23 protein-coding genes are annotated in these 21616 nt (G+C 71.2%); 6 read left to right on the forward strand and 17 right to left on the reverse strand.

What is annotated here, in order from left to right:
- Window positions 1-5: 5 nt before the first annotated feature.
- From EDD54_RS13625 to EDD54_RS13640, 4 genes are all read right to left on the reverse strand, one after another.
- Window positions 6-1400, reverse strand: coding sequence for a type II and III secretion system protein family protein (locus EDD54_RS13625; protein ID WP_166653453.1), 1395 nt, complete (start codon window positions 1398-1400; stop codon window positions 6-8).
- 44 nt (window positions 1401-1444) lie between these two features.
- Window positions 1445-2233, reverse strand: a complete 789-nt coding sequence (gene cpaB, locus EDD54_RS13630) for a Flp pilus assembly protein CpaB (protein ID WP_126540048.1) — start codon at window positions 2231-2233, stop codon at window positions 1445-1447.
- Window positions 2234-2362: 129 nt separating this feature from the next.
- Entirely contained in the window at window positions 2363-2884 is a 522-nt protein-coding gene (locus EDD54_RS13635) for an A24 family peptidase (RefSeq protein WP_281010175.1), read from the reverse strand.
- A gap of 172 nt (window positions 2885-3056) precedes the next feature.
- The gene (locus tag EDD54_RS13640; protein WP_126540052.1) at window positions 3057-3230 is read right to left on the reverse strand and encodes a Flp family type IVb pilin; all 174 of its coding nucleotides are present in this window, start codon (window positions 3228-3230) and stop codon (window positions 3057-3059) included.
- Between the two features lie 308 nt (window positions 3231-3538).
- Here EDD54_RS13640 and EDD54_RS13645 point away from each other — a divergent pair, with 308 nt between their 5' ends.
- From EDD54_RS13645 to EDD54_RS23480, 5 genes are all read left to right on the forward strand, one after another.
- Window positions 3539-4006, forward strand: coding sequence for a pilus assembly protein N-terminal domain-containing protein (locus EDD54_RS13645; protein ID WP_126540054.1), 468 nt, complete (start codon window positions 3539-3541; stop codon window positions 4004-4006).
- A 247-nt stretch (window positions 4007-4253) separates the two neighbouring features.
- The gene (locus EDD54_RS13650) at window positions 4254-4730 is read left to right on the forward strand and encodes a TadE/TadG family type IV pilus assembly protein (protein ID WP_245515767.1); all 477 of its coding nucleotides are present in this window, start codon (window positions 4254-4256) and stop codon (window positions 4728-4730) included.
- A 7-nt stretch (window positions 4731-4737) separates the two neighbouring features.
- Window positions 4738-5307, forward strand: a complete 570-nt coding sequence (locus EDD54_RS13655) for a TadE/TadG family type IV pilus assembly protein (RefSeq protein WP_126540058.1) — start codon at window positions 4738-4740, stop codon at window positions 5305-5307.
- Window positions 5308-5416: 109 nt separating this feature from the next.
- Window positions 5417-7060, forward strand: coding sequence for a sensor histidine kinase (locus EDD54_RS23475; RefSeq protein ID WP_126540060.1), 1644 nt, complete (start codon window positions 5417-5419; stop codon window positions 7058-7060).
- 74 nt (window positions 7061-7134) lie between these two features.
- Complete coding sequence (locus tag EDD54_RS23480; protein WP_245515768.1) at window positions 7135-7752, forward strand: HAD family hydrolase; 618 nt, start codon at window positions 7135-7137, stop codon at window positions 7750-7752.
- A 9-nt stretch (window positions 7753-7761) separates the two neighbouring features.
- On the opposite strand, the gene EDD54_RS13670 is transcribed toward EDD54_RS23480, so the two are convergent.
- The 6 genes from EDD54_RS13670 to deoA form a co-directional block, all read right to left on the reverse strand.
- The gene (locus EDD54_RS13670) at window positions 7762-8286 is read right to left on the reverse strand and encodes a retropepsin-like aspartic protease family protein (RefSeq protein ID WP_165644554.1); all 525 of its coding nucleotides are present in this window, start codon (window positions 8284-8286) and stop codon (window positions 7762-7764) included.
- Window positions 8287-8394: 108 nt separating this feature from the next.
- Complete coding sequence (locus tag EDD54_RS13675) at window positions 8395-9303, reverse strand: ribokinase (RefSeq protein WP_126540064.1); 909 nt, start codon at window positions 9301-9303, stop codon at window positions 8395-8397.
- A 48-nt stretch (window positions 9304-9351) separates the two neighbouring features.
- Window positions 9352-9981, reverse strand: a complete 630-nt coding sequence (gene upp, locus EDD54_RS13680) for a uracil phosphoribosyltransferase (protein WP_126540066.1) — start codon at window positions 9979-9981, stop codon at window positions 9352-9354.
- Window positions 9982-10061: 80 nt separating this feature from the next.
- Window positions 10062-11045 carry an adenosine deaminase gene (locus tag EDD54_RS13685; RefSeq protein WP_126540068.1) on the reverse strand — a complete coding sequence of 328 codons (984 nt, stop codon included), beginning with the start codon at window positions 11043-11045 and terminating at the stop codon, window positions 10062-10064.
- A 26-nt stretch (window positions 11046-11071) separates the two neighbouring features.
- A complete protein-coding gene (locus EDD54_RS13690; protein WP_126540070.1) occupies window positions 11072-12289 on the reverse strand; it encodes a phosphopentomutase in 1218 nt (405 codons plus the stop codon).
- Window positions 12286-13626 (reverse strand): thymidine phosphorylase, encoded by a 1341-nt coding sequence (deoA, locus tag EDD54_RS13695; RefSeq protein WP_126540072.1) that lies wholly within the window; start codon window positions 13624-13626, stop codon window positions 12286-12288. The genes EDD54_RS13690 and deoA overlap by 4 nt, the downstream gene beginning before the upstream one ends.
- Before the next feature lie 106 nt (window positions 13627-13732).
- Here deoA and EDD54_RS13700 point away from each other — a divergent pair, with 106 nt between their 5' ends.
- A complete protein-coding gene (locus tag EDD54_RS13700) occupies window positions 13733-14398 on the forward strand; it encodes a hypothetical protein (RefSeq protein ID WP_126540074.1) in 666 nt (221 codons plus the stop codon).
- Window positions 14399-14547: 149 nt separating this feature from the next.
- On the opposite strand, the gene deoC is transcribed toward EDD54_RS13700, so the two are convergent.
- From deoC to EDD54_RS13735, 7 genes are all read right to left on the reverse strand, one after another.
- Window positions 14548-15318, reverse strand: coding sequence for a deoxyribose-phosphate aldolase (deoC, locus tag EDD54_RS13705; protein WP_126540076.1), 771 nt, complete (start codon window positions 15316-15318; stop codon window positions 14548-14550).
- Between the two features lie 4 nt (window positions 15319-15322).
- Window positions 15323-16141, reverse strand: a complete 819-nt coding sequence (locus tag EDD54_RS13710; protein WP_126540078.1) for a purine-nucleoside phosphorylase — start codon at window positions 16139-16141, stop codon at window positions 15323-15325.
- Between the two features lie 3 nt (window positions 16142-16144).
- Window positions 16145-16564: a cytidine deaminase gene (cdd, locus tag EDD54_RS13715; protein ID WP_126540080.1), complete on the reverse strand. Its 420-nt coding sequence runs from the start codon at window positions 16562-16564 to the stop codon at window positions 16145-16147.
- Window positions 16564-17535 carry an ABC transporter permease gene (locus EDD54_RS13720; RefSeq protein ID WP_126540082.1) on the reverse strand — a complete coding sequence of 324 codons (972 nt, stop codon included), beginning with the start codon at window positions 17533-17535 and terminating at the stop codon, window positions 16564-16566. The genes cdd and EDD54_RS13720 overlap by 1 nt, the downstream gene beginning before the upstream one ends.
- Window positions 17536-17551: 16 nt before the next feature.
- Window positions 17552-18682: an ABC transporter permease gene (locus EDD54_RS13725; RefSeq protein WP_126540084.1), complete on the reverse strand. Its 1131-nt coding sequence runs from the start codon at window positions 18680-18682 to the stop codon at window positions 17552-17554.
- Window positions 18683-18692: 10 nt separating this feature from the next.
- Window positions 18693-20210 carry an ABC transporter ATP-binding protein gene (locus EDD54_RS13730; RefSeq protein WP_126540086.1) on the reverse strand — a complete coding sequence of 506 codons (1518 nt, stop codon included), beginning with the start codon at window positions 20208-20210 and terminating at the stop codon, window positions 18693-18695.
- Between the two features lie 183 nt (window positions 20211-20393).
- The gene (locus tag EDD54_RS13735; RefSeq protein WP_126540088.1) at window positions 20394-21389 is read right to left on the reverse strand and encodes a BMP family lipoprotein; all 996 of its coding nucleotides are present in this window, start codon (window positions 21387-21389) and stop codon (window positions 20394-20396) included.
- Window positions 21390-21616 lie beyond the last annotated feature (227 nt).

Here is a 21616-nt window from a genome sequence, read left to right on the forward strand (position 1 = left end):
TGGGCTCACTCGTAGGCGAAGCCGAAGCGGCCGGTGTAGGCGCCGGTCGGAGAGGTCCCGCGGTTGGCGTAGACCTTGTTGACCTGGTTGAGGAAATAGGTCTGCGCGTCCGACGAGAAGCCGAGGTTCTGGTCGGGACGGGAGATCGCCGACGTCGCCACCGGGTCGACCACGTAGGGCGTGACGAAGATCACGAGCTCGGTCTGCTGGCGCTGGAAGTCGCGGCTCTTGAACAGCGATCCGAGGATCGGCAGATCCATCAGCCCGGGCACGCCGGACAGCGACTGGCGGACGTCGTCCTTGACGAGGCCGCCGATCGCCAGCGAGCCGCCCGAGGGCAGTTCGACGACGGTCTCGGCGCGGCGGGTCTTGAAGCCGAGGATCGAGATGTCGCTGTCGGCGTTCGTGGTGATCTTCAGCTTGTTGGAGTTGTCGAGCTCGGAGATCTCGGTCTTGATCTTCAGGCTGATCCGGCCCGGCGAGAGCACGATCGGCGTGAAGTTGAGGCCGACGCCGTAGGGCTTGAACTGATACTCGATCCGGCCGCTGTCGGTGATGCCGGAGATCGCCGGGAACTCGCCGCCGACGAGGAAGCTGGCGCTCTCGCCGGAGACGGCGGTCAGGTTCGGCTCGGCCAGCGTCTTCAGGATGCCGTCCTGCTCGAGGGCGCGGACGGTGGCCGAGAAGTCGCTCGCGGTGATCTTCAGCGCCGTGTCGGACAGCGCCGCACCGGCGACGCCGAACGGGTTGCTGACGATCGGGTTGAACGAGACGCCACCACCGGTGGCGCTGAAGGAGAAGTCGACGCCGAGCTGGCGGGCCGCGTTGCGCTGCACCTCGGCGATGACGACGCGCAGGTTGACCTGATCGGAGCCGGCGATCGCGATGGAATTGACCACCTTGGCGGGGTCGCCGACGAACTTGGCGGCGATCTCGGCCGCCTTGAGCGCCGCCTCGGCGGAGGGGGCGGTGCCCGACAGCACGATCGAATCGCCGAGCGACTGGGCGCGGATCTTCGCGCCGGGCACGACGCCCTGGATCGTCGCCTCGAGGCCGACGGTGTCGCGGGCGACGACCAGCTCGAACTGGGCGAGCTGGCGGCCGCCTTCGCCGAACAGGAAGACGTTGGTCTCGCCGGCCGAGACGCCGATCAGGTAGATCTTGCGATTGGTGCGAACCACCGCGTCGGCGACCGCGGGATTGGCCACCATGACGTCCTTGACGTCCTCGGGCAGGTTGACCACCAGCGACTTGTTGAGCGCGAGGCGGACGACGCGGCCGGACATCTCGGCAGCGGAGGCGTAGGTGGCCTCGTCGGCGGCGCTGGCCGGCGGCGGCGCCGCGGCGAAACCGGCCGCGATCGCGACGGCCGCCAGGAGGTGGGCGAAGGAGCGCTTCATCGTATCCGTCCTCGACGGGTGGCGGTTCTCGGCGGCGGCGCGCGTCATTCCGCGGCCCTCGTCGTGACGCGGGAGGTGACCCCGAACTTGACCATGTTGACGCCGCTCGGCTTGCGGTGCTCGACCGGGTCGGCGTCCTGGTCGCGGATCGAGCGCAGCGCGAGGGCGATGGTGCCGATCTGCTGGGCCTGAACGACCAGTTCCGACTGCTCCGGCGTCAGCTCGAGCGTGGCAGTGTCCTGGGCGACCACCGAGGCGGACTTCTCGCCGCCCGCCTGTTCGACGGTCTGGTCGATGGCGAGCACCCGGATGTTCTGCAGGATGGTCTCGGAGGTGGCCTCGCCGGCCCCGGCCTGACGGATCAGGATGACGTCGACGCGGTCCTCCGGCAGGACGAAGCCGCCGGCGGTCGAGGCGGCGTTGACGCGGACGGCGACGGCGCGCATGCCGGCCGGCAGCACGGCGGAGAGGAAGCCGCGGTCCGAGCGGACCAGCTTGCTCTCCTTGACCGGTTCGCCGGTCGACATCGGGATGCGCACCAGATAGCCGGCGAGCTCGGTGACCGCGTCGGGGCGCTGGGTGCGGGTGATGTAGCCGTCGGACAGGCCGGAGGCCGGCCAGGTCTTCCAGGTCACCGCACCGCCGTCGATCGCCGAGCCGAGGCCGATGTCCTTGGCGGCGACGAGCACGTCCTCGGTCTTCATCACCGGGGCGGCGGGGGCCGATGCCTGCTGGACCGAGGGCCGCGGCGCGGCGAGGCGCAGGGCGAGCATTCCGGCCGCGGCGGCCGCGCCGAGGGCGACCAGGAGAATGACGAACTGTATCGGACGCATGGCCTGTTCCCGGGTGGCACGAGCACGTGAACTCGCACCCTCATCGGGAGTGAAGCCGGAAGCCCTGAATTTATGGTTAACAATCGTTTTCGAAGCAACGACTTCGCCGCCGCCGCGCCGATGCCGCCGTCAGGACAGGACGGCGGCGACGGCCTGGAACCAGCGTCCCTCGGGGAACACCATCAGCGCGCCGCCGGCGAGCGCGATGCCGTAGGGCACGCCGTTGCCGGGGGCGTGCAGGCGCTGGATCCATTCCTCGCGGAGCGCGAAGGCCGGGATCGGCAGGGCGCGGAAGCCCAGGAAAGCGGAGGCGAGCACGCCGCCGAGGATCGCAGTGTAGATCAGGAAGGGCACGGCCTGGTCGGGTCCGACCCAGAGCGCGATCGCCGCGGCGAGCTTGGCGTCGCCGCCGCCGATCCAGCCGAAGGCGAACATGGCGAAGGTCGCCGAGAGCACGCCGAGGCCGACCGCGACATGGACGCCGGTCGCGCCGAAGCCGAGGCCGGTGGCGGCCGCCGCGACGAAGAAGGCGGCGACGAGGGCGAGGCTCAGCCGATTCGGAATCGTCATCGTCAGGAGGTCGGACGCGGCGGCGAAGGCCATCGCGACCGGGAAGACGAGCACGGCGGCGAACGAAACGGCTTCGGACAACGACGCCTCCTGTCGGATCTCGCGGCCGCTGCGCGGCGGCCCTCCCGTCGGGTCGGCGGCTCCGACGCGATCCCTCGCCGCGCAACCGCCGGAAAAAAACGGGCGACCCGCTCGCACGGGTCGCCACATTGCGCCATCCTGGTGCCGGACCGTGCGAACGGTCCGGACCGGATCACTGGGCGGTGTTGAGGTGGTCGCTGACGCTGGTGAAGGTGTCCGAGACCTTGGTGCCGAGCGTGGTGGCGGCGCCGATGATCGCGACGGCGATCAGCGAGGCGATGAGGCCGTATTCGATGGCGGTCGCACCCGACTCGTTGGCAACGAAACGCTTGACGAGCTTCTTCATGACGATCTCCTTGCTCACTCTCTGACAGCACGGGTTCTCTGGTCGATTGTTTTTGCCTGACCGCTCTGAACCGAAGCCGACACTAGAGGGTGGGCCTTGCCATGAAGTTAAAATCGACGGCTTTCGGCCCGGGAACATCGTCGGTTCTTCTGTTGGTTAAAGTAAACTCACCGGAACATTCGGGAGGACTTCGTTAACTCTGAAGCAGCGCGGAAACGCGCACCGCCGTCGCGGTTCGACGGCCGTATTCGTGGTTTGTTTACCATCTTGCCCCAGTGTCGGGACCGCACGAGGACCTGGAGGTTTCGATGGACGGTCGTTTCTGGATCGCTGCCGCGCTCGCGACGGCCGTGAGCGGAACCGCGTCCGCGGATCAGGTCTCGGTCACGCTCGACCAGGCGAAGATCGTGCGCATGGCCGCGCCGGCGGGCACCGTCATCATCGGCAACCCCGCGATCGCCGACGCGACCCTGCAGGACGCGCAGACGCTGGTGATCACCGGCCGCGCCTACGGCACCACCAACCTGCTCGTGCTCGACGCGTCCGGCGAGCCGATCGCCGACGACCAGCTCGTCGTCCAGGCGCCGACCGAGACCGTGACCGTCTACCGCGGCGCCGCCCGGGCGTCGCTGTCCTGCTCGCCGGTCTGCCAGCCGACGCTGGTGCCGGGCGACGCCCCCGACTTCTTCACCGCGACGCAACTGCAGGCGACCGCCCGCGCCGGCAACGCCACCGGGCAGACCGGCAACACCCCGCCGGCGAGCGAGAACCGCTGACCGGCCGCGGCAACGGCGGACGCCGTCAACCCGGCGTTCACCATGTCTGGGCGGCCGGACGGGTATCGGTGCGACTTATACCCTTCCTCAACCCGGGCGTGGCGAGATCGCTGGACGAATGCTCCCCGTGGAGCGTCAAGAGCACCGGCGACCGGGAATGGCAGAGAACACGAGAGCCCCGACCGTCGATCGCGACCGCCCCCGCCGCGGCCTGTTCGCGCGTTTCGGACGCGGACGCGACGGCGCGGTGGCGCTCGAATTCGCGATCGTCTCGATCCCGTTCTTCGCGTTGATGTTCGCGATCATCGAGACGGCGCTTATGTTCTTCGTCTCGCAGATCCTCGACACCGCGGTGACCAAGGCGTCGCGGCAGATCCGGACCGGGCAGGCGCAGCAGGCGGGTATGGACGCCGGCGCCTTCAAGACCCAGGTCTGCAACTCGATGCTCGGTCTCGTCGACTGCCGCGCCAACCTCTACGTCGACGTCAAGACCTACGCCAGCTTCGGCAGCTACGCGCCGACGTCGCCGGTCGATCCGACCACCAAGCAGATGAAGCCGACGACCTACTCGCCGGGTGGTAGCGGCTCGATCGTGGTCGTGCGCGCCTTCTACGCCTGGCCGACCTACTTCACTCCGCTCAGCGCCAACGCCACCAAGCTGGCCGACGGCCGGCGCCTGCTCGGCGCCGTGGTGGCGTTCCGCAACGAGCCCTTCCCCTGGTGACCGGCCCATGGCCCCCCTGACCACCCTCGCCCGCCGTCTCCTGGCCCTCGCCCGGTCGAACCGCGGCGTTTCGGCGGTCGAGTTCGCGCTGATCCTGCCGGTGATGCTGCTGCTCTACGCCGGCGGTGTCGAGCTCAGCGAGGCGCTGTCGGTCGACCGCAAGGTCAACCGGGTGTCGAGCACGATCTGCGACCTGGTCTCCCAGGTCTCGAACGTGTCGAGCAGCGACATGACCGACATCTTCAACGCCTCCGCCGCGATCCTGGAGCCCTACTCCACCGGCACGTCGCTGAAGATGCAGATCCTCGTCGTCGACATCGGCTCGACCAAGCAGACCGTGAACTGGTCCAAGGCCAAGAACGATTCGGTCTACGCCAAGGGCGTGACGTCGCCGATCACCGTTCCGTCGGCGATCGCCGTCGTCGGCACCCAGGTCGTGATCGCCCGCGTGCGCTACAGCTACCAGTCGCCGTTCGGCGACCTGATGAAGTCGGTCACCGGGCACGACACCTACGACCTCGAGCACGTCTTCATGATGCGCCCGCGCCTCGGGACGTCGATCACCTTCTCGTCCTGAACGGCGGCAGGATTAACGGGGCGTCAACGCCGCGGCGCGCATCCTGCTGATCCGGTGGCCGTGCAAGGGGCCGACCGCCCGCTCGTCCGCCCTGCGCCGAGGCCCGCACTTGTCCGCCCGCGACACCCAGACGACCGGATCCAAGCGCTCGCTCGCCCCGCTCGGCGCGGTGGTGATCGCGATCGCGGCCTTCGCCTGCGTCGAGGCGACCGGCTGGGTGATGCGCCAGACCGACCGTACCAACTTCCTGGCGCGGGCGTTCTCCCACACCGAGGCCACGCTGAAGGCCGCCGTCGACCCGCGCTTCCAGACCAAGGCCGACGAGATCGCCCGCGTCCTGACGCGCCTCGTCGTGATCGACGCCATCAAGGGCGCCGCCCTGTTCGACGGCAGCGGCCATCTGCAGGACAGCTTCGGCGAGCGCACCGAGACCGGCTTCGAATCGATCCTGCGCGTGCCCTCCAACGTGTTCGGCACCGCGGACCCGACCCGCGCCGAGTTCTACCTCGCTCCCGCCGTCACCGGCACGCCGTTCCACCTCCTGGTGCGCACCGACGTCGGCGAGATGGCCGGCCTCGAGGGGCTGGCGGGCCGACGCATCACGGCGCTGGCCGCCGCCGCCGCGGCCGCCGCGGGGGCGACGACGCTGCTGTTCGTGTGGTTCGGCGTCGCCGTGCCGATCCGGCGCATCGTCGCAGTGGCCGAGAAGGCGATCGCCCATCCCGGGATGGCCGACGTCGGTCCGCCGATCCGTGGCGCCGCCGGCGAACTGGCGACGCTGGCGGCCGGTGTCGAGCGGCTGCGGTCGTCGCTCGCCGAGATCTGGCGCACCAAGGTGCTGGTGGCCGACGCCATTCTGGAGAGTGCGCCCTTCGCGGTGGTTCAGCTCGCCCCGGACGGCTCGCCGATCTTCGGCAACCCGGCGGCGACGGCGCTGTTCGGCCATGACGTCGCCCACGGTGCCGACCCCGGCGTGCCGGTGATCGTGCGCGACCTCGAGACCGCCGAGCGCACCGTCCTGCGCGAACATTTCGAGCGCCACGGCGGCGCTCCCCGGCTGGTCGAGATCGCCGGCTCGACCGGCGATCACTACGCCCAAGCCGCGAGCCTCGTCGTCGGTGCGGACACCCGGTCGCCGACGACCATCGCCATGTTCGCCGACGTGACCGCCACCCACGGTGCGCGGCTGGGCGCCGAGGGCGAGCGCGACCGCCTCGCGGCGCTGGCGCGCCTGATGGCGCGCCGCGAGGCCGAACTCAAGTTTTCGCTCGAGACCAGCCTGACGCTGCTGTCCGGCGACGCGCGCGGCCGCGAGGCCCATCTCGACATCGCCCCGTTCGCACGGGAATGGCTCGACACCGCCACCGCCGCCGGGCTCGTCGTCGCCCGCTCCGCCGTCAACGAGGACGCCCCGCCGGTGGCCGGCCCGCGCGAGGACCTGCGCGCCACGATGCGACTCGCGCTGTTGCTCGCCTACGCCCGCTCGGCTCGCCCGCCGGTGCAGATGCTGGTCGAGGTCAAGGGCATCAACTTCGAGACCGTCGGCCTCACCGTCCGCGCCACCGGGGCGGAAGGGGTCGGCGAGGAGACGCTCGGCGTCGACTGGCAGCTGCCGCTCGGGGCGCTGCGCGCCGCGGTGCGCCGCGTCGGGGGCCAGATGTCCGAGGTCGTGGTCGAGGAGGACGAGGTGATCGTCCGCATCGTGCTGCGCGGCGCCGCCGAACGCCTGACCGCCACCCGCAAGAAAGCCTGATCGGCGACCGTCGCGAGATCGCCATCGATCACCGGCAGAAGGTTGCGAGAGCCCCTCGCGCCGCAGGTGACCCCTTGCCCTCCATCTCGACCGTCGTGTTCGACATCGGCAACGTGCTGATCCGCTGGGATCCCCGCTTCCTCTACCGCGAGCTGATCGACGACGAGGCGCGGATGGAGCGCTTCCTCGCGGAGGTCTGCACCCCCGCCTGGAACCTCGAGCAGGACCGCGGCCGCGACTGGGCCGAGGCGGTGGCCGAGCTCGTCGCCCGCCATCCCGGCGACGCCGACCTGATCCGGGCGTTCGACGAACGCTGGAGCGAGATGGTGCCGGGGCCGATCGAGGGCAGCGTCGCGATCCTGGAGGAGCTTTCCGCCGCCGGCGTACCGCTCTACGCCATCACCAACTTCTCCGCCGCCAAGTGGGCCGAGACGCGGGCGCGCTTTTCCTTCCTCGACCTGTTCGGCGAGATCGTGGTCTCCGCGCACGAGCGTGTGCTGAAGCCCGACCCGACGATCTACCGGCTGCTGTTCGACCGCCGCGGCATCGATCCGCGCACGGCGGTGTTCGTCGACGACAGCGCCGCCAACGTCGCCGGCGCCGAGGCGGTCGGCATGACCGCGATCCGCTTCACCGATCCGGCCGACCTCAGGATGCGGCTGCGCGACCTCGGCCTGCCGCTGGCGGGCTGAGGAAGCGGCTCACGGCGACAGCACGAGCCGGCCGCCCGAGACCTCGACCCGGCCGAGCCGACCGAGAAACGACATGCCGAGCAGATTGCCGGCGAGGGCCGCGTCGGGCAGCACCAGCGCCTCGACCGCGGCGATCCGGATCGCTCCGACCTCGACCGCGTCGAGCGTCGCCGGGGCGGCCATGACGCGGCCGTTGGCGGTCGTGACCGGCACGACGTAGTCCGTCGGCGCCGGCCGGATACCGAGCTTGGCTGCGTCGCCGGCGCGCAGCGCCACCGTGGTCGCGCCGGTATCGGCGAGGAAGCCGAGACGGACGCCGCCGACACGGGCGTCGAGCCGGAAGTGGCCGCTCGCATCGGCGGGGACGACGACGTCGCCGAGACGGGTGCCGCCGCTCGGTCGCGGCGCGGCGGCCGCGACAGCGTCCGGCTCCGGAGCCGGGGTTGCGAAGCGGTCGGCGAGCGCGCGGATCTCCGGCACCGCGGCGGTGAGGAGCAGCGCGGCGAACGCGGTGGAGAACAGCAGCTTCGACATCGGCGCGTCCGGGGTGGGCGACGGCGCGAGCATCGCAGACCCGGCTTGACCGCGCCTTAACCCGCGCGTGCGGCCCGAGCCCGGCGGGCCATCGTGCCGTTCGCCCGGTCAGATCGCCCGTGGCAGCGTCGCGGCGCGGGTGCGGATGGCGTCGGCATCGGGCAGGCTCGGCTGTGCGCCGAGGCGCTCGACCGCGAGGCTGCCGGCGGCGACGCCGTCGGCGACCGCCTCGGCGATGCCGGCGCCGCGGTCGAGGGCGGCGGCGAGCGCGCCGACGAAGGCGTCGCCGGCGGCGGTGGTGTCGACGACGGAGACGCGCGGGGACGGCAGGCGGATCTCGAGGTCGCCCTCGACGGCGTAGGCGCCCTCGGCGCCGAGCGTGACCACGACCGCGCCGCCGGAGCGCTTGGCGAAGGCGCGGGCGAAGGCGAAGGGCTCGTCGGGCAGGCCGATGCCGCGGGCGACCTCCGCGGCCTCGTGCTCGTTGACCACCAGTACGTCGACGAGGCGGCCGAGTTCCTCGTCGACCGGACCGGCCGGCGCGGCGTTGAGGACGATGCGGGCGCCGCGGGCGCTCGCGGCCCGGGCGGCCTCGCGCAGCGCCGGCTCGGGGCACTCGAACTGCAATAGCAGCGTGTCGGCGGCGCCGATCCGCCGGCCGACCGCCTCCGGGCGGGCGAGCCGATTGGCGCCGCTCGCCACCACGATCATGTTCTCGGCGGCACGGTCGACCGCGATCATCGCGATCCCCGTCGGTGCGTCGACGGTGGCGACGTCGGCGACGTCGACGCCGTCGGCGACCAGGAGTTCGAGGCCCTTGTCGCGGAAGCCGTCGGCGCCGACCGCGCCGACCATGGCGACGGCCGCGCCGGCCCGGCGGGCGGCGAGCGCCTGGTTGGCGCCCTTGCCGCCAGGGAAGACGTCGTAGCCGGGGCCCTTGACGGTCTCGCCGGGGCCGGGCAGCCGGTCGACGCGGGCGACCAAGTCGACGTTGATGGATCCGAACACCACGATCACGGCACGACTCCCGCCCTTCTCATACCTGTCCCGGACCGTTCCGAGCGGTCACTTGGTGCCGTACATGCGGTCGCCGGCGTCGCCGAGGCCGGGGACGATGTAGCCCTTCTCGTTGAGATGGTCGTCGATCGCCGCGGTGAACACCGGCACGTCCGGATGGGCGGCGGTGAAGTTGGCGATGCCCTCGGGCGCCGCGAGCAGGCAGACGAAGCGGATGTCGCGCGCGCCGCGCTCCTTCAGCTTGGTCACCGCCGCGATCGAGGAGTTGGCGGTGGCCAGCATCGGGTCGACGACGATGGTCAGGCGGTCCGAGAGGTCCTGCGGCGCCTTGAAGTAGTATTCGACCGGCTGCAGGGTCTCGTGATCGCGGTAGATGCCGATGTGGGCGACGCGGGCCGCCGGCACCAGGTCGAGCATGCCCTCGAGCAGGCCGTTGCCGGCGCGCAGGATCGAGGCGAACACCAGCTTCTTGCCGACCAGGATCGGCGCCTTCATCGGCTGCAACGGGGTCTCGATCTCGACCTCGGTGAGCTCGAGGTCGCGGGTGACCTCGTAGCAGAGCAGCGTCGAGATCTCGCGCAACAGGCGGCGGAAGCTCGCGGTCGAGGTCTCCCTGTCGCGCATGATCGTGAGCTTGTGCTGCACCAGCGGGTGATCGATGACCTTGACGCCGTCCATGCCCTGTCGTGCTCCCGTTCGTCCCGCCGACCCTACTCCGCCGCACCGTCACGGCAAGCGGGCGCCACGTCCCCGTCCACCTAAATGATCGCCGCCGCCGGCGAAAGCCTCGATCGCAGCCGCGCCTTGGTGGCCTCGTCGCAGAAGGCGGCCTCGAGGGCCGCGCTGGAGATGGCGAGGAGATCGGCGTCGGTGCAACCGAAGTGCTCGGCGGCGAGCGCGTATTCGCGCGCCATCGAGGTGTGGAAGAACGGCGGGTCGTCCGAGCTCAGCGTCACCGTCACACCGGCCGCCCGGAGCGCCGGGAAGGGGTGGGACGCGAAGTCGGGGAAGACGCCGAGGGCGACGTTGGAGCCCGGGCAGCATTCTAGCACGACGCCCTCGGCGGCGAGCCGGCGGACGAGATCCGGATCCTCGATCGCGCGGACGCCGTGGCCGATGCGGCGGACCGGGATGGCGTCGAGGGTGGCGCGTACCATCTCGGCGCCGCAAACTTCGCCGGCGTGGCAGGTCAGCGGAAGGCCGGCCTCGGTGGCGATCGCGAAGGCGGGGGCGAAGTCGGCGGGCATGCCCATGCGCTCGTCGCCGGCCATGCCGAAGCCGACCACCTCGGGCAGGAGGTGCTCGACCGCGGTGCGCGCGGCGGCGACCGCCGCCTCCGGCCCGAAGTGACGCTCGATCAGCGGGATGATCCGGCCGACGATGCCGTGCTCGCGCTCGGCCCGGCGGAGGCCCTCGGCGATGCCGCCGAGATAGTCCGTGTAGGCGATGCCCTGACGGCGGGCGTGGTCGGGCGAGACGAAGACCTCGGTGTAGATCACGCCCTCGGCGGCCGACGCAGCGAGATAGGCGGCGGCGAGGTCGGCGAAGTCCTCGGCGCTGCGGAACACCGCGGCGACGCGGTCGTAGGCGGCGAGGAAGGACGTGAAGTCGCTCCAGGCGTAGCCGCCGGCGGCGTCGAACAGGCCGGTGACGTCGATGCCGCGCTCGGCGGCCTTGGCGGCGACGAGGGCGGGCGGCGCCGCGCCCTCGACGTGGCAGTGCAGTTCGACCTTGGGGATCATGGACGTAGGGGTTCCGGGAAGCGGGATCAGAGCATGGAGCGGCCGTGCCGGCCGGGCGCGAGGCCGAGCCAGGCGGCGACGGTCTCGCCGATGTCGGCGAACGTGGTGCGCACGCCCGCCGATCCCGGCGCGAGGCCGGCGGCGGTCATCAGCACCGGCACGCGCTCGCGGGTGTGGTCGGTGCCGGTCCAGGAGGGGTCGCAGCCGTGGTCGGCGGTGAGCACCAGGAGGTCGCGCGGTCCGAGCCGCGCCTCGAGTTCCGGCAGGCGGCGGTCGAAGGCCTCGAGGCAGGCGGCGTAGCCGGCGACGTCGCGGCGATGGCCGAACTCGGTGTCGAAGTCGACGAGGTTGGTGAAGACGAGGTCGCCGTGGCCGGCGTTGGCGAGGGCGGCGAGGGTCAGGTCGAGGTTGGCGTCATTGCCGGCGCCCTTGCGCACCTCCGTGACGCCGACGTGGGCGAAGATGTCGCCGATCTTGCCGACACCGATCACCCGCCGGCCGGACGCCTCCACTCGCGACAGGAGGGTCGGTTCGGGCGGCGGCACCGCGAAGTCGCGGCGGTTGGCGGTACGCACGAAGCTGGCGGCGTCGCGGCCGACGAAGGGCCGGGCGATGACGCGGCCGATGCCGAGCGGATCGACCAGCCGGCGGGCGATCCGGCAGTGCTCGAGCAGACGGTCGAGACCGTAGGCCTCCTCGTGGGCGGCGATCTGCAGCACGGAGTCGGCGGAGGTGTAGAGGATCGGCCGGCCGGTGCGGACGTGCTCTTCGCCGAGTTCGGCGATGATGGCGGTGCCGGAGGCGTGGCGATCGCCGAGGATGCCGGGAACGCCGGTCTCGCGCACGAAGGCGGCGACGAGTTCCGGCGGGAAGCAGGGCCGGGTCTCGGGGAAGTAGCCCCAGTCGAAGGGCACCGGCACGCCGGTGATCTCCCAGTGGCCGGACGGCGTGTCCTTGCCGTTGGAGACCTCGCTCGCGGCGGCGTAGCGGCCGGCCGGTTCGCCGCCGCCGAGGCCGGCGGGGCGGCGGCCGGTGGCGAGTTCGGCGGCGCGGCCGAGGCCGAGACGGTCGAGGTTGGGCAGGCGGAGCGGACCGGCGCGCAGGCCCGGGCGGTCGGCCCGGCCCTCGGCGCAGGCGGCGGCGATGTGGCCGAGCGTGTCGGAGCCGGCGTCGCCGAAGGCGGCGGCGTCGGGTCCGCCGCCGATGCCGAAGCTGTCGAGGACGACGAGGACGGCGCGGGTCATGGCTGGTCTCCCGTGCCGGCGCTGCCGGCGACGCGTTCGATCACGGCGGGCCGGCGCGGCGGCGCCTCGCCGAGGCGGTAGGCGGCCCGGAGCGCGGCCGCGGCCGCGTCGGCCGCGGCCTCTGTCCGGGCGTGGACGAGCCCGAGCGGGCGGGTGGCATCGACGTGCTCGCCGAGGCCGGCGAGGCGGTCGAAGCCGACGGCGGGGTCGACGGCGTCGGTCGGTAGCACCCGGCCGCCGCCGAGGCCGACCACCGCGACGCCGATCGAACGGGTGTCGACGGCGGCGACGGTGCCGGCCCCGTCGGCGAACACGGGCCGCACCACCGGCGCGGCGGCGAGATGGCGGGCGGGGGCCTCGACGAGGTCGGACGGACCGCCGAGGGCGGCGACCATGCGCTGGAACACCTCGGCGGCGCGGCCGCTCGAAAAGGCCTCGGCGATCCGGGCCCGGCCCTCCGCGGCGTCGGCGGCGAGGCGGCCGAGCACCAGCATCTCGCCGCCGAGCGCGACGGTGACGTCGTGGAGCCGGGGATCGATGCGCGCGCCGGTCAGGAAGTCGACGGCGAGGCGCACCTCGAGGCCATTGCCGGCGGCGCTCGCCAGCGGCTCGTCCATGTCGGTGACGAGGCCGACCGTCGGCAGGCCGGCGCCGTTGGCGACCGAGACGAGGCTCTCGCCGAGTGCACGGGCGTCGTCGAGGCGCGCCATGAAGGCGCCGCTGCCGGTCTTGACGTCGAGCACGAGGCCGTGGAGGCCGGCGGCGAGCTTCTTGGACAGAATCGAGGCGGTGATGAGGTCGAGGCTCTCGACCGTCGCGGTGACGTCGCGGATGGCGTAGAGCCGCTTGTCGGCGGGGGCGAGGTCGGCGGTCTGGCCGATCACGGCGCAGCCGACCTCGCGGACGACCTTGCGGAACAGGCCGTTGTCCGGCTGCGAGACGTAGCCGGGGACGGCGTCGAGCTTGTCGAGCGTGCCGCCGGTGTGGCCGAGGCCGCGGCCGGAGATCATCGGCACGAAGCCGCCGCAGGCGGCGACCGCGGGGGCGAGCATCAGCGAGACGGTGTCGCCGATGCCGCCGGTGGAGTGCTTGTCGAGGGCGGGGCCGGGGAGGTCGGACCAGTCGAGCACGGTGCCGCTGTCACGCATGGCGAGGGTGAGCGCGACGCGCTCGTCGCGGTCCATGCCGCGGAAGAACACCGCCATGGCGAAGGCCGCCACCTGGCCCTCGCCGACACGGCCGGAGGTCAGGCCCTCGATCAGGAAGCGGATCTCCTCGGCCGAGAGACGGCCGCCGTCGCGCTTCGTTCGGATGATCTCCTGGGGCAGATACGCCATCGTCCTCTCCCAAAGACTTTTCGCCCCGGATTCCGCACCGCCGTTCAGCGGACGGAAACCCGGCGGCGGCACGATCGGGATCCCTGCCCGCGGCGAACGGATCCCGATGCGCGCCCTGTTGTTCTCCACCGCCCTCGCGGGCTTGCTCGCCGCGACCGGCGCCTCCCGCGCCGCCGACGCCACCTTCAAGTTCGACTACGGCGCCGTCGCCGCCTCCGGACGCCAGATCACCGTGACGCGGCTGCCGGTGACGCTGCCCTCCGGCAAGGTGGTGCTCGAGGACGTCACCATCCTGATGCGCGCCGATTCCGCCGGCAAGCTCCGGGTGGTCGCCGGCTACCCGCTCACCGAGACCTCGGTGCAACCGGAGACCGGCGCCCTCGCCGCGGGCGACTACGCCCCGCCCTCCAACCTCGACTACCGCCTGACGCTGGCCGGGCCGAGCCTCGGGGCGAACGGCCGGCCGCAGTGGGTGCTCGACCGCGACGGCGACGACGTCAGCCTGCGCTTCTACGGCGGCGCCCTCGCCGGCCATCCGCTGGAGAGCCGGATCGCCGCGATCGGCGCCACCGCCGGCTGGACCTACGGCGTCGTCGACGGCGGCAAGTGCGACCTCGGCTGCAACGTCAAGATCGGCGACCTCGTGGCGCTGTCGACCGGCACGGACGGTCAGATCTACCTGCAGGACCTCACCACCGACTCCGGCGTCGACCACGCGGTGCCGGTGCGCACGCTGGCGCTCCGGCCCTGCACGGCCGCGGCCTGCGGCTGAGACCGAGCTCGCAAGGTTCCGACCCGTGGTCGGAGCCTTGCGCGCGAGGAGCGCCCGACCGGGCGCCGGCCGCGAGGCCGAAACCTCGTAAAGGCCCGACAAGTCGGGCCTTTACGAGACAGGTAAGAGACCCGTCGGCGGAGCCGCCGTCAGTAGCCGGTGCCGCCGTCGTCGACGCGGTCCTCGAGGGTGGCGATCAGGGCGTCGAGCACGCCGCTGGCGCCGAAGCGGAAGGTCGACGGCCGCGCCCATCCCGAACCCATGATCTGGTCGGCGAGGCCGAGATAGGCGGCGGCGTCCTCGACGGTGCGGATGCCGCCGGCCGGCTTGAAGCCGACGTCGCCGCGGCCGGTGGCGGCGATCACCTCCAGCATGATCCGCGCCGCCTCCAGCGTGGCGTTGACCTTGACCTTGCCGGTCGAGGTCTTGACGAAGTCGGCGCCGGCCGCGATCGCGATCTCGGTGGCGGCGCGGATCTTGTCGGGGTCGACGATCTCGCCGGTCTCGAGGATCACCTTGAGCTTGGCGCGGCCGGCCGTGACCGCCTTGACGCGGGCGACCTGGGTCTCGGCGAAGCCCGGCCGGCCCTCGAGGAAGGCGCGCCAGGCCAAGACGTGGTCGATCTCGTCGGCACCGTCCTCGATCGCCCGGGCGGTCTCCTCGAGCACGGCGGCGGTGTCCTCGCCGCCGGCCGGGAAGTTCACCACGGTGGCGATCCTGACGCCGGTGCCGGCGAGGACGCGCTTCGCCTGCGCGACGAAGCGCGGGTAGAGGCAGACCGCGGCGACCGCCCCGTAGGGCGTGACGGCGCGGGCGCACAGCCGGTCGATCGCGGCCGGCGTGCAGGTCTCGGAGAGGTCGGTGAGGTCGAGGAGGGCGAGCGCGCGGCGGGCGACGGCCTTGGCATCGTCGGACGACATGGTTTCAACTGGCTCCGAAGGCGGCGACGACGCGCGGCAGCAGGCGCTTCAGCTTCTCGGCACCCTTGGGACCGTTCTCCTTGGTCTCCTCGTGCGAGAGCTCGGCACCGGTCATGCCGGCGGCGAAATTGGTGACGGTGGAGACCGCCGCGACGCGGAGGCCGTAGAAGCGGGCGAGGATCACCTCCGGCACCGTCGACATGCCGACGGCCTGGGCGCCGAGGATGCGGGCGGCGCGGATCTCGGCCGGCGTCTCGAAGGACGGGCCGGTGAACCACATGTAGACGCCCTCGGAGAGGCGGATGTCCTCGGCGGCGGCGGCGGCGCGGAACAGATCGGCGAGACCGGCGTCGTAGGCCTGCGTCATGCCGACGAAGCGGCGGTCGCCCATCTCGCCGAACAACGGGTTGGTACCGGCGAAGTTGATGTGGTCGGAGATCAGCATCAACTCGCCCGGTCCGACCGCGGGATCGAGGCCGCCGGCGGCGTTGGTGAGGATCACGCCCTCGCAGCCGAGGGCGGCGAAGGTGGCGATCGGCGTCTTCATCGCCGCGGCGTCGCCGTGCTCGTAGTAGTGGGCGCGGCCGGACAAGAGCGCGATCGGCACGCCGCCGACCCGGCCGATCACCAGCTCGCCGCGGTGGCCGGTGACGGTGGAGACCGGAAAGCCCGGCAGATCGGCGAACGGGATGCGCACGGCATCCGCCACCGTGTCGGCGAAGCTGCCGAGGCCGGAGCCGAGCACCATGCCGAGCCGGGGCGAGAGATCGGTCCGGGTGCGGACCAGGGCCGCGCACTCGGCGGCGCGGTCGGGGGCGAACATGGGTCAGGTCTCCAGGGAGAAGCCGGCGGGCAGCAGTTCCGCCATGGTGAAGCGCCGCGACGCACCGGCGGGGTCGCAGGCGTACACCTCGACGTCCGGTCCGGCGGCGAATTCGGCGAGGCGCTGGCGGCAGCCGCCGCAGGGCGTGCAGAAGCGTCCGCCCGGAACGTTGGCGTGGTCGATGCGGTCGGCGACGACGAGGGCGCGGACGATGCGCCGGCCGCCGGCCATGACGAGGTGGCCGATCGCCGTGGTCTCGGCGCACCAGCCCTCCGGATAGGCGGCGTTCTCGACGTTGCAGCCGGCGTGGATCCGGCCGTCCTCGTCCTCGAGCGCGGCGCCGACCAGGAAGCGCGAATAGGGCGCGTGCGCCTTCGCCCGGGCGGCGGTGGCGGCGGCGAACAGGGTGTCGAAGTCGGCCATCACCGCTCCTTGGTGTAGGGCACGCCGCCGGCCTTGGGCGGGCGGGCGGTGCCGATGAAGCCGGCGAGCAGGATCACGGTGAGCACGTAGGGCAGCGCCTGGAAGATCTGCACAGGCACTTCGCCGACGAAGGGCACCGGCGTGCCTTGGAGACGGATCGCGACGGCGTCGAGGAAGCCGAACAGCAGGCAGGCGAACATCACCGGCACCGGTCGCCACTTGGCGAAGATCAGCGCGGCGAGCGCGATGTAGCCCTTGCCGGCGCTCATCTCCTTGATGAAGGCGGCCGACTGGGCGATCGAGAGATAGGTGCCGGCGAAGCCGCAGAAGATGCCGGCGCAGATCACCGCGCGGTAGCGCAGCCACACCACCGAGATGCCCGCGGTGTCGACCGCCGCCGGGTTCTCGCCGACCGCGCGCAGCCGGAGCCCGAAGCGGGTGCGGTAGAGCACCCACCAGGAGAAGGGCACGGCGAGGAAGGCGAGATAGGTCAGGATGTTGTGGCCGGAGATCAGCCCGGCGTAGATCGGCCCGAGCACGGGTACCCCGCGCAGCGCCTCGGCGCCCGGCAGCACGATCGGATCGAAGCGCGCGGCGTTGGCGAGCTGCGGCGTGCGGCCGCCCTGGGAGAACCAGGCCTGCCCGAGCACGGCGGTGAGTCCGGAGGCGACGAAGTTGATGGCGACGCCGGAGACGATCTGGTTGCCCTTGTTGGTGATCGAGGCGAAGCCGTGCACCGCCGACAGCGCCACCGAAACCGCCACGCCGCCGAGGAGGCCGAGCCAGGGCGAACCGGTGACGAAGGCGAGCGAGGCCGCCGCGAAGGCGGAAGCCAGCATCTTGCCCTCGAGGCCGATGTCGAAGATGCCGGCCCGCTCCGAATAGAGCCCGGCCAGCGCCGTGAACAGCAGCGGAATGGTCAGCCGCACCGTGGAGGCCAGCACGTTGACGGCGATCTCGACGAAGTCCATCGCGCGGGCGCTCCCCTCAGGCCTTGACCGCCGCGGCCTCTGGCCGGCGGGCGAACACGGCGGCGAGCGCCGGGCGGAACATGTACTCGAGCGCGCCGGCGAACAGGATGACGAGACCCTGGATCAGCACGATCATGTCGCGGGTGATCAGCGGCATGTCGAAGGAGAGATAGTCGCCGCCCTGGTAGAGCACGCCGAACAGAATGGCGGCGAGCACGATGCCGGCCGGGTGGTTGCGCCCCATCAGCGCGACGGCGATGCCGACGAAGCCGGCGCCGCCGACGAACTCGACCTGGAGCCGGGCGGAGGCGCCCATCACCGGGTTCAGCGCCATCATGCCGGCGAGGCCGCCGGAGATCAGCATGGTGATCACCACCATGCGAACGTAGGAGATGCCCGCATAGGCGGCGGCGGTCGGGTTCAGGCCGGTGGTGCGGATCTCGTAGCCGAGCCGGGTCCGCCAGATCAGCGCCCACACCGCGACGCAGCAGGCGAGCGCGACGAAGAAGGAGACGTTGAGCGGGGCGGCGTAGCTCATGGCGTCGAGGCCGGGATCGAGCGGCTGCACCAGCCAGCCGATCTTCGGCAGCTGGCCGCCCTCGGCGAACACCTTGGTCTCCGGCGCCATCGCGCCCGGTACCTTGAGAACGTTCACCAGCAGGTAGACCATCACGGCCGCGCCGATGAAGTTGAACATGATCGTCGTGATGACGACGTGGCTGCCGCGCTTGGCCTGGAGATAGGCCGGCAAGAAGGCCCAAGCGGCGCCGAACAGGGCGGCGGCGAGGATCGCGACCGGGGCGGTCAGGAACCAGGGCAGGTGGTCGCCGAGGCCGATCGCGACCAGCGCCGCGCCGAGGCCGCCGACGTAGGCCTGGCCCTCGGAGCCGATGTTGAACAGACCGCAGTGGATCGCCACCGCGACCGACAGGCCGGTGAAGATGAAGTTGGTGGCGTAGTAGAGCGTGTAGCCGATGCCGTTGGCGCTGCCGAGCGCGCCGATCAGCATGGTCTTCAGGGCGAGGAGCGGGCTTTCGCCGAGGAAGACGACCACCAGCCCCGCGATCAGGAAGGCGACCACGAGGTTGAGGATCGGCATCAGGCCGTAGGTGACCCAGTTGGGCAAGGGACCGGTCGGTACGCTCATGCGATCTCCCTCACGCCGCGATGCCGGCCATCAGGAGGCCGAGCGCCTGTTCGCCGGCCTCCGGGGTCTCCTCGCCGACGACGCGGCCGGCGAACATCACCAGGATGCGGTCGGCGAGCGAGCGGATCTCGTCGAGCTCGACCGAGACCAGCAGGATCGCCTTGCCGGCGTCGCGCATCTCGACGATGCGGCGATGGATGAACTCGATGGCGCCGATGTCGACGCCGCGGGTCGGCTGGCCGATGATCAGGACCTTCGGATCGCGCTCGATCTCGCGGGCGACCACGATCTTCTGCTGGTTGCCGCCGGAGAAGTTGGCGGTCTTCAGCCGGCAGTTCGGCGGTCGGATGTCGTATTTGGCGATCTTCTCCTCGGCGTCGCGCCGGCAGGCGTCGATGTCGAGGAAGGGGCCCTTCAGCAGCTTCGGATCGTCGTGGTAGCCGAGGATGGCGTTCTCGTATTCCTCGAACGCCAGCACGAGGCCCATGTGGTGGCGGTCCTCGGGGATGTGGGCGAGGCCGAGGCGGCGCAGTGCGTCCGGCCCGACCTTCGGCGACACCTCGGTGCCCGCCACGAACACCTGACCGGCGCTCTGGCGGCGGATGCCGGCGATGCACTCGAGCAGCTCCGACTGGCCGTTGCCGGCGACGCCGGCGATGCCGACGATCTCGCCGGCGCGGACGTCGAAGGAGACGTCGTCGACCATGGTGACGCCGCGGCCGTCGCGGACGGTGAGACCCCGCACCGACAACAGCACCTCGCCGGGGTGCGCCGCGCCCTTCTGGACGCGCAGCAGCACGCGGCGGCCGACCATCAGTTCGGCGAGTTCCTCGACCGTGGTGTCGGCGGTCTTCCTCGTCGCGACCATCTCGCCGCGGCGCATCACCGAGACGGTGTCGGTGATCGCCATGATCTCGCGCAGCTTGTGGGTGATCAGGACGACGGTCTTGCCCTGCTCCTTCAGCACCCGGAGCACCTTGAAGAGGTGATCGGCCTCGGCCGGGGTGAGCACGCCGGTGGGCTCGTCGAGGATCAGGATCTCGGCGCCGCGCACCATCGCCTTCAGGATCTCGACGCGCTGCTGCAGGCCGACCGGCAGTTCCTCGACCACGGCGTCGGGGTCGACCTCGAGCTGGTAGTCGTCGGAGAGTTTCTTCAGGGCCGTCCGCACTTTGGCGACGCCCTTGCCGAGGGTGGCGCCGCCCTCGGCGCCGAGCACGACGTTCTCGAGGACGGTGAAATTCTCCACCAGCATGAAGTGCTGGTGCACCATGCCGATGCCGGCGACGATCGCGTCCTGGCTGGTGCGGATCTGGGTCGGCCGGCCGTCGACGCGGATCTCGCCGGCGTCGGCGTGGTAGAAGCCGTAGAGGATCGACATCAGCGTCGACTTGCCGGCCCCGTTCTCGCCGATGATCCCGTGGATCGAGCCCTTGGCGACGGACAGGTGGATGTCCTTGTTGGCGTGGACCGCGCCGAAGCGCTTGTCGATGCCGACGAGTTCGATGGCGGGAGGGGTCTCTGGCAAGGGGTGCTCCGGCGGACACCTGGGGGAGAGACGAATGACTTGTCGCGGGCGGCGCCACGCGCATCCGGCCCGCCGCTTCGCCGCCCGGGGCACGGACCGCGAGCGGCGCGGCTCGTCGTCACGACGCACCCGGACGCCCGCCGCGCCTGGAAGACGCGGCGGGAATCCGGTCGGCCGGTCCGATCACTTCGGGCAGGCGTTGTCCGTCATGTAGTCGTGGACCTTGACCGCGCCGGAGACGATGTCGGCCTTGGCCTTGTCGACGGCGGCCTGGATCTCGGGGGTGATCAGCGACTTGTTGTTGTCGTCGAGCGCCCAGCCGACGCCGTCTTGGGCGACGCCCAGCTCGACGATGCCGGCGGAGAACTTGTCGTCCTTGGTGTCCTTGATGGCGTTGTAGACCGCGAGGTCGACGCGCTTGACCATCGAGGTCAGCACCGAGCCGGGGTGCAGGTAGTTCTGGTTCGAATCGACGCCGATCGAATACTTGCCGTTGTCGGCGGCGGTCTGCAGCACGCCGAGGCCGGTGGCGCCGGCGGCGGCGTAGATCACGTCCGCGCCCTGGTCGATCTGGCTCTTGGCGAGTTCGCCGCCGCGCACCGGATCGTTCCAGGCCGCACCGGTGGTGCCGGTCATGTTCTGGAAGACCTCGACCTTGGCGTTCGCCGCGCGCGCGCCCTGCTCGTAGCCGCACTCGAACTTGCGGATCAGCGGGATGTCCATGCCGCCGACGAAGCCGACCTTGCCGGACTTCGAGGTCATGCCGGCGATCAGGCCGACGAGATAGGAGCCCTCGTGCTCCTTGAAGACCACCGAGCGCACGTTCGGCTTGTCGACGACGCTGTCGATCAGCACGAACTTGGTGTCCGGGAATTCGGTGGCGACCTTCTCGATCGCCGAGGTCCAGGCGAAGGAGACGCCGATCACCGGGTTGTAGCCGCGGCTGGCGAAGTTGCGCAGCGCCTGCTCGCCCTGGGTGTCGCCGGTCGGCTCGAAGTCGCGGTAGTCGACGCCGGTCTCGGTCTTGAAGCGCTCGGCGCCGGCATAGGCCGCCTCGTTGAACGACTTGTCGAACTTGCCGCCGGTCCCGTAGACGACCGCCGGCTTGACGTCGGCCGACAGGGCCGTGGTGGTCAGCACGGCGGCCGTGAAGGCGGCGCCGAGGATGGTCTTCAGCATGAGGAGCCTCGCCCTGGTGGAAGGTGCTCTTGTCGTTTGTTCACGACGCCGGTCCGGAACGAGGGCCCCGACCCCGTCGCGTCGGCGACAGCTAAGCACGCTTCACGTTCATTTGCATCGGCTTTGTGGGTCTTTTTTACCAGTTGGACAACAATTGGGCGGTCGCCTTTTCGTGAGGCGTTCGACCGCTTATTTTCGACCTTTGTATTAATCGGGGAAACGCGGTA

This window comes from Oharaeibacter diazotrophicus, from assembly GCF_004362745.1.
Classification (GTDB): Bacteria; Pseudomonadota; Alphaproteobacteria; order Rhizobiales; family Pleomorphomonadaceae; genus Oharaeibacter; species Oharaeibacter diazotrophicus.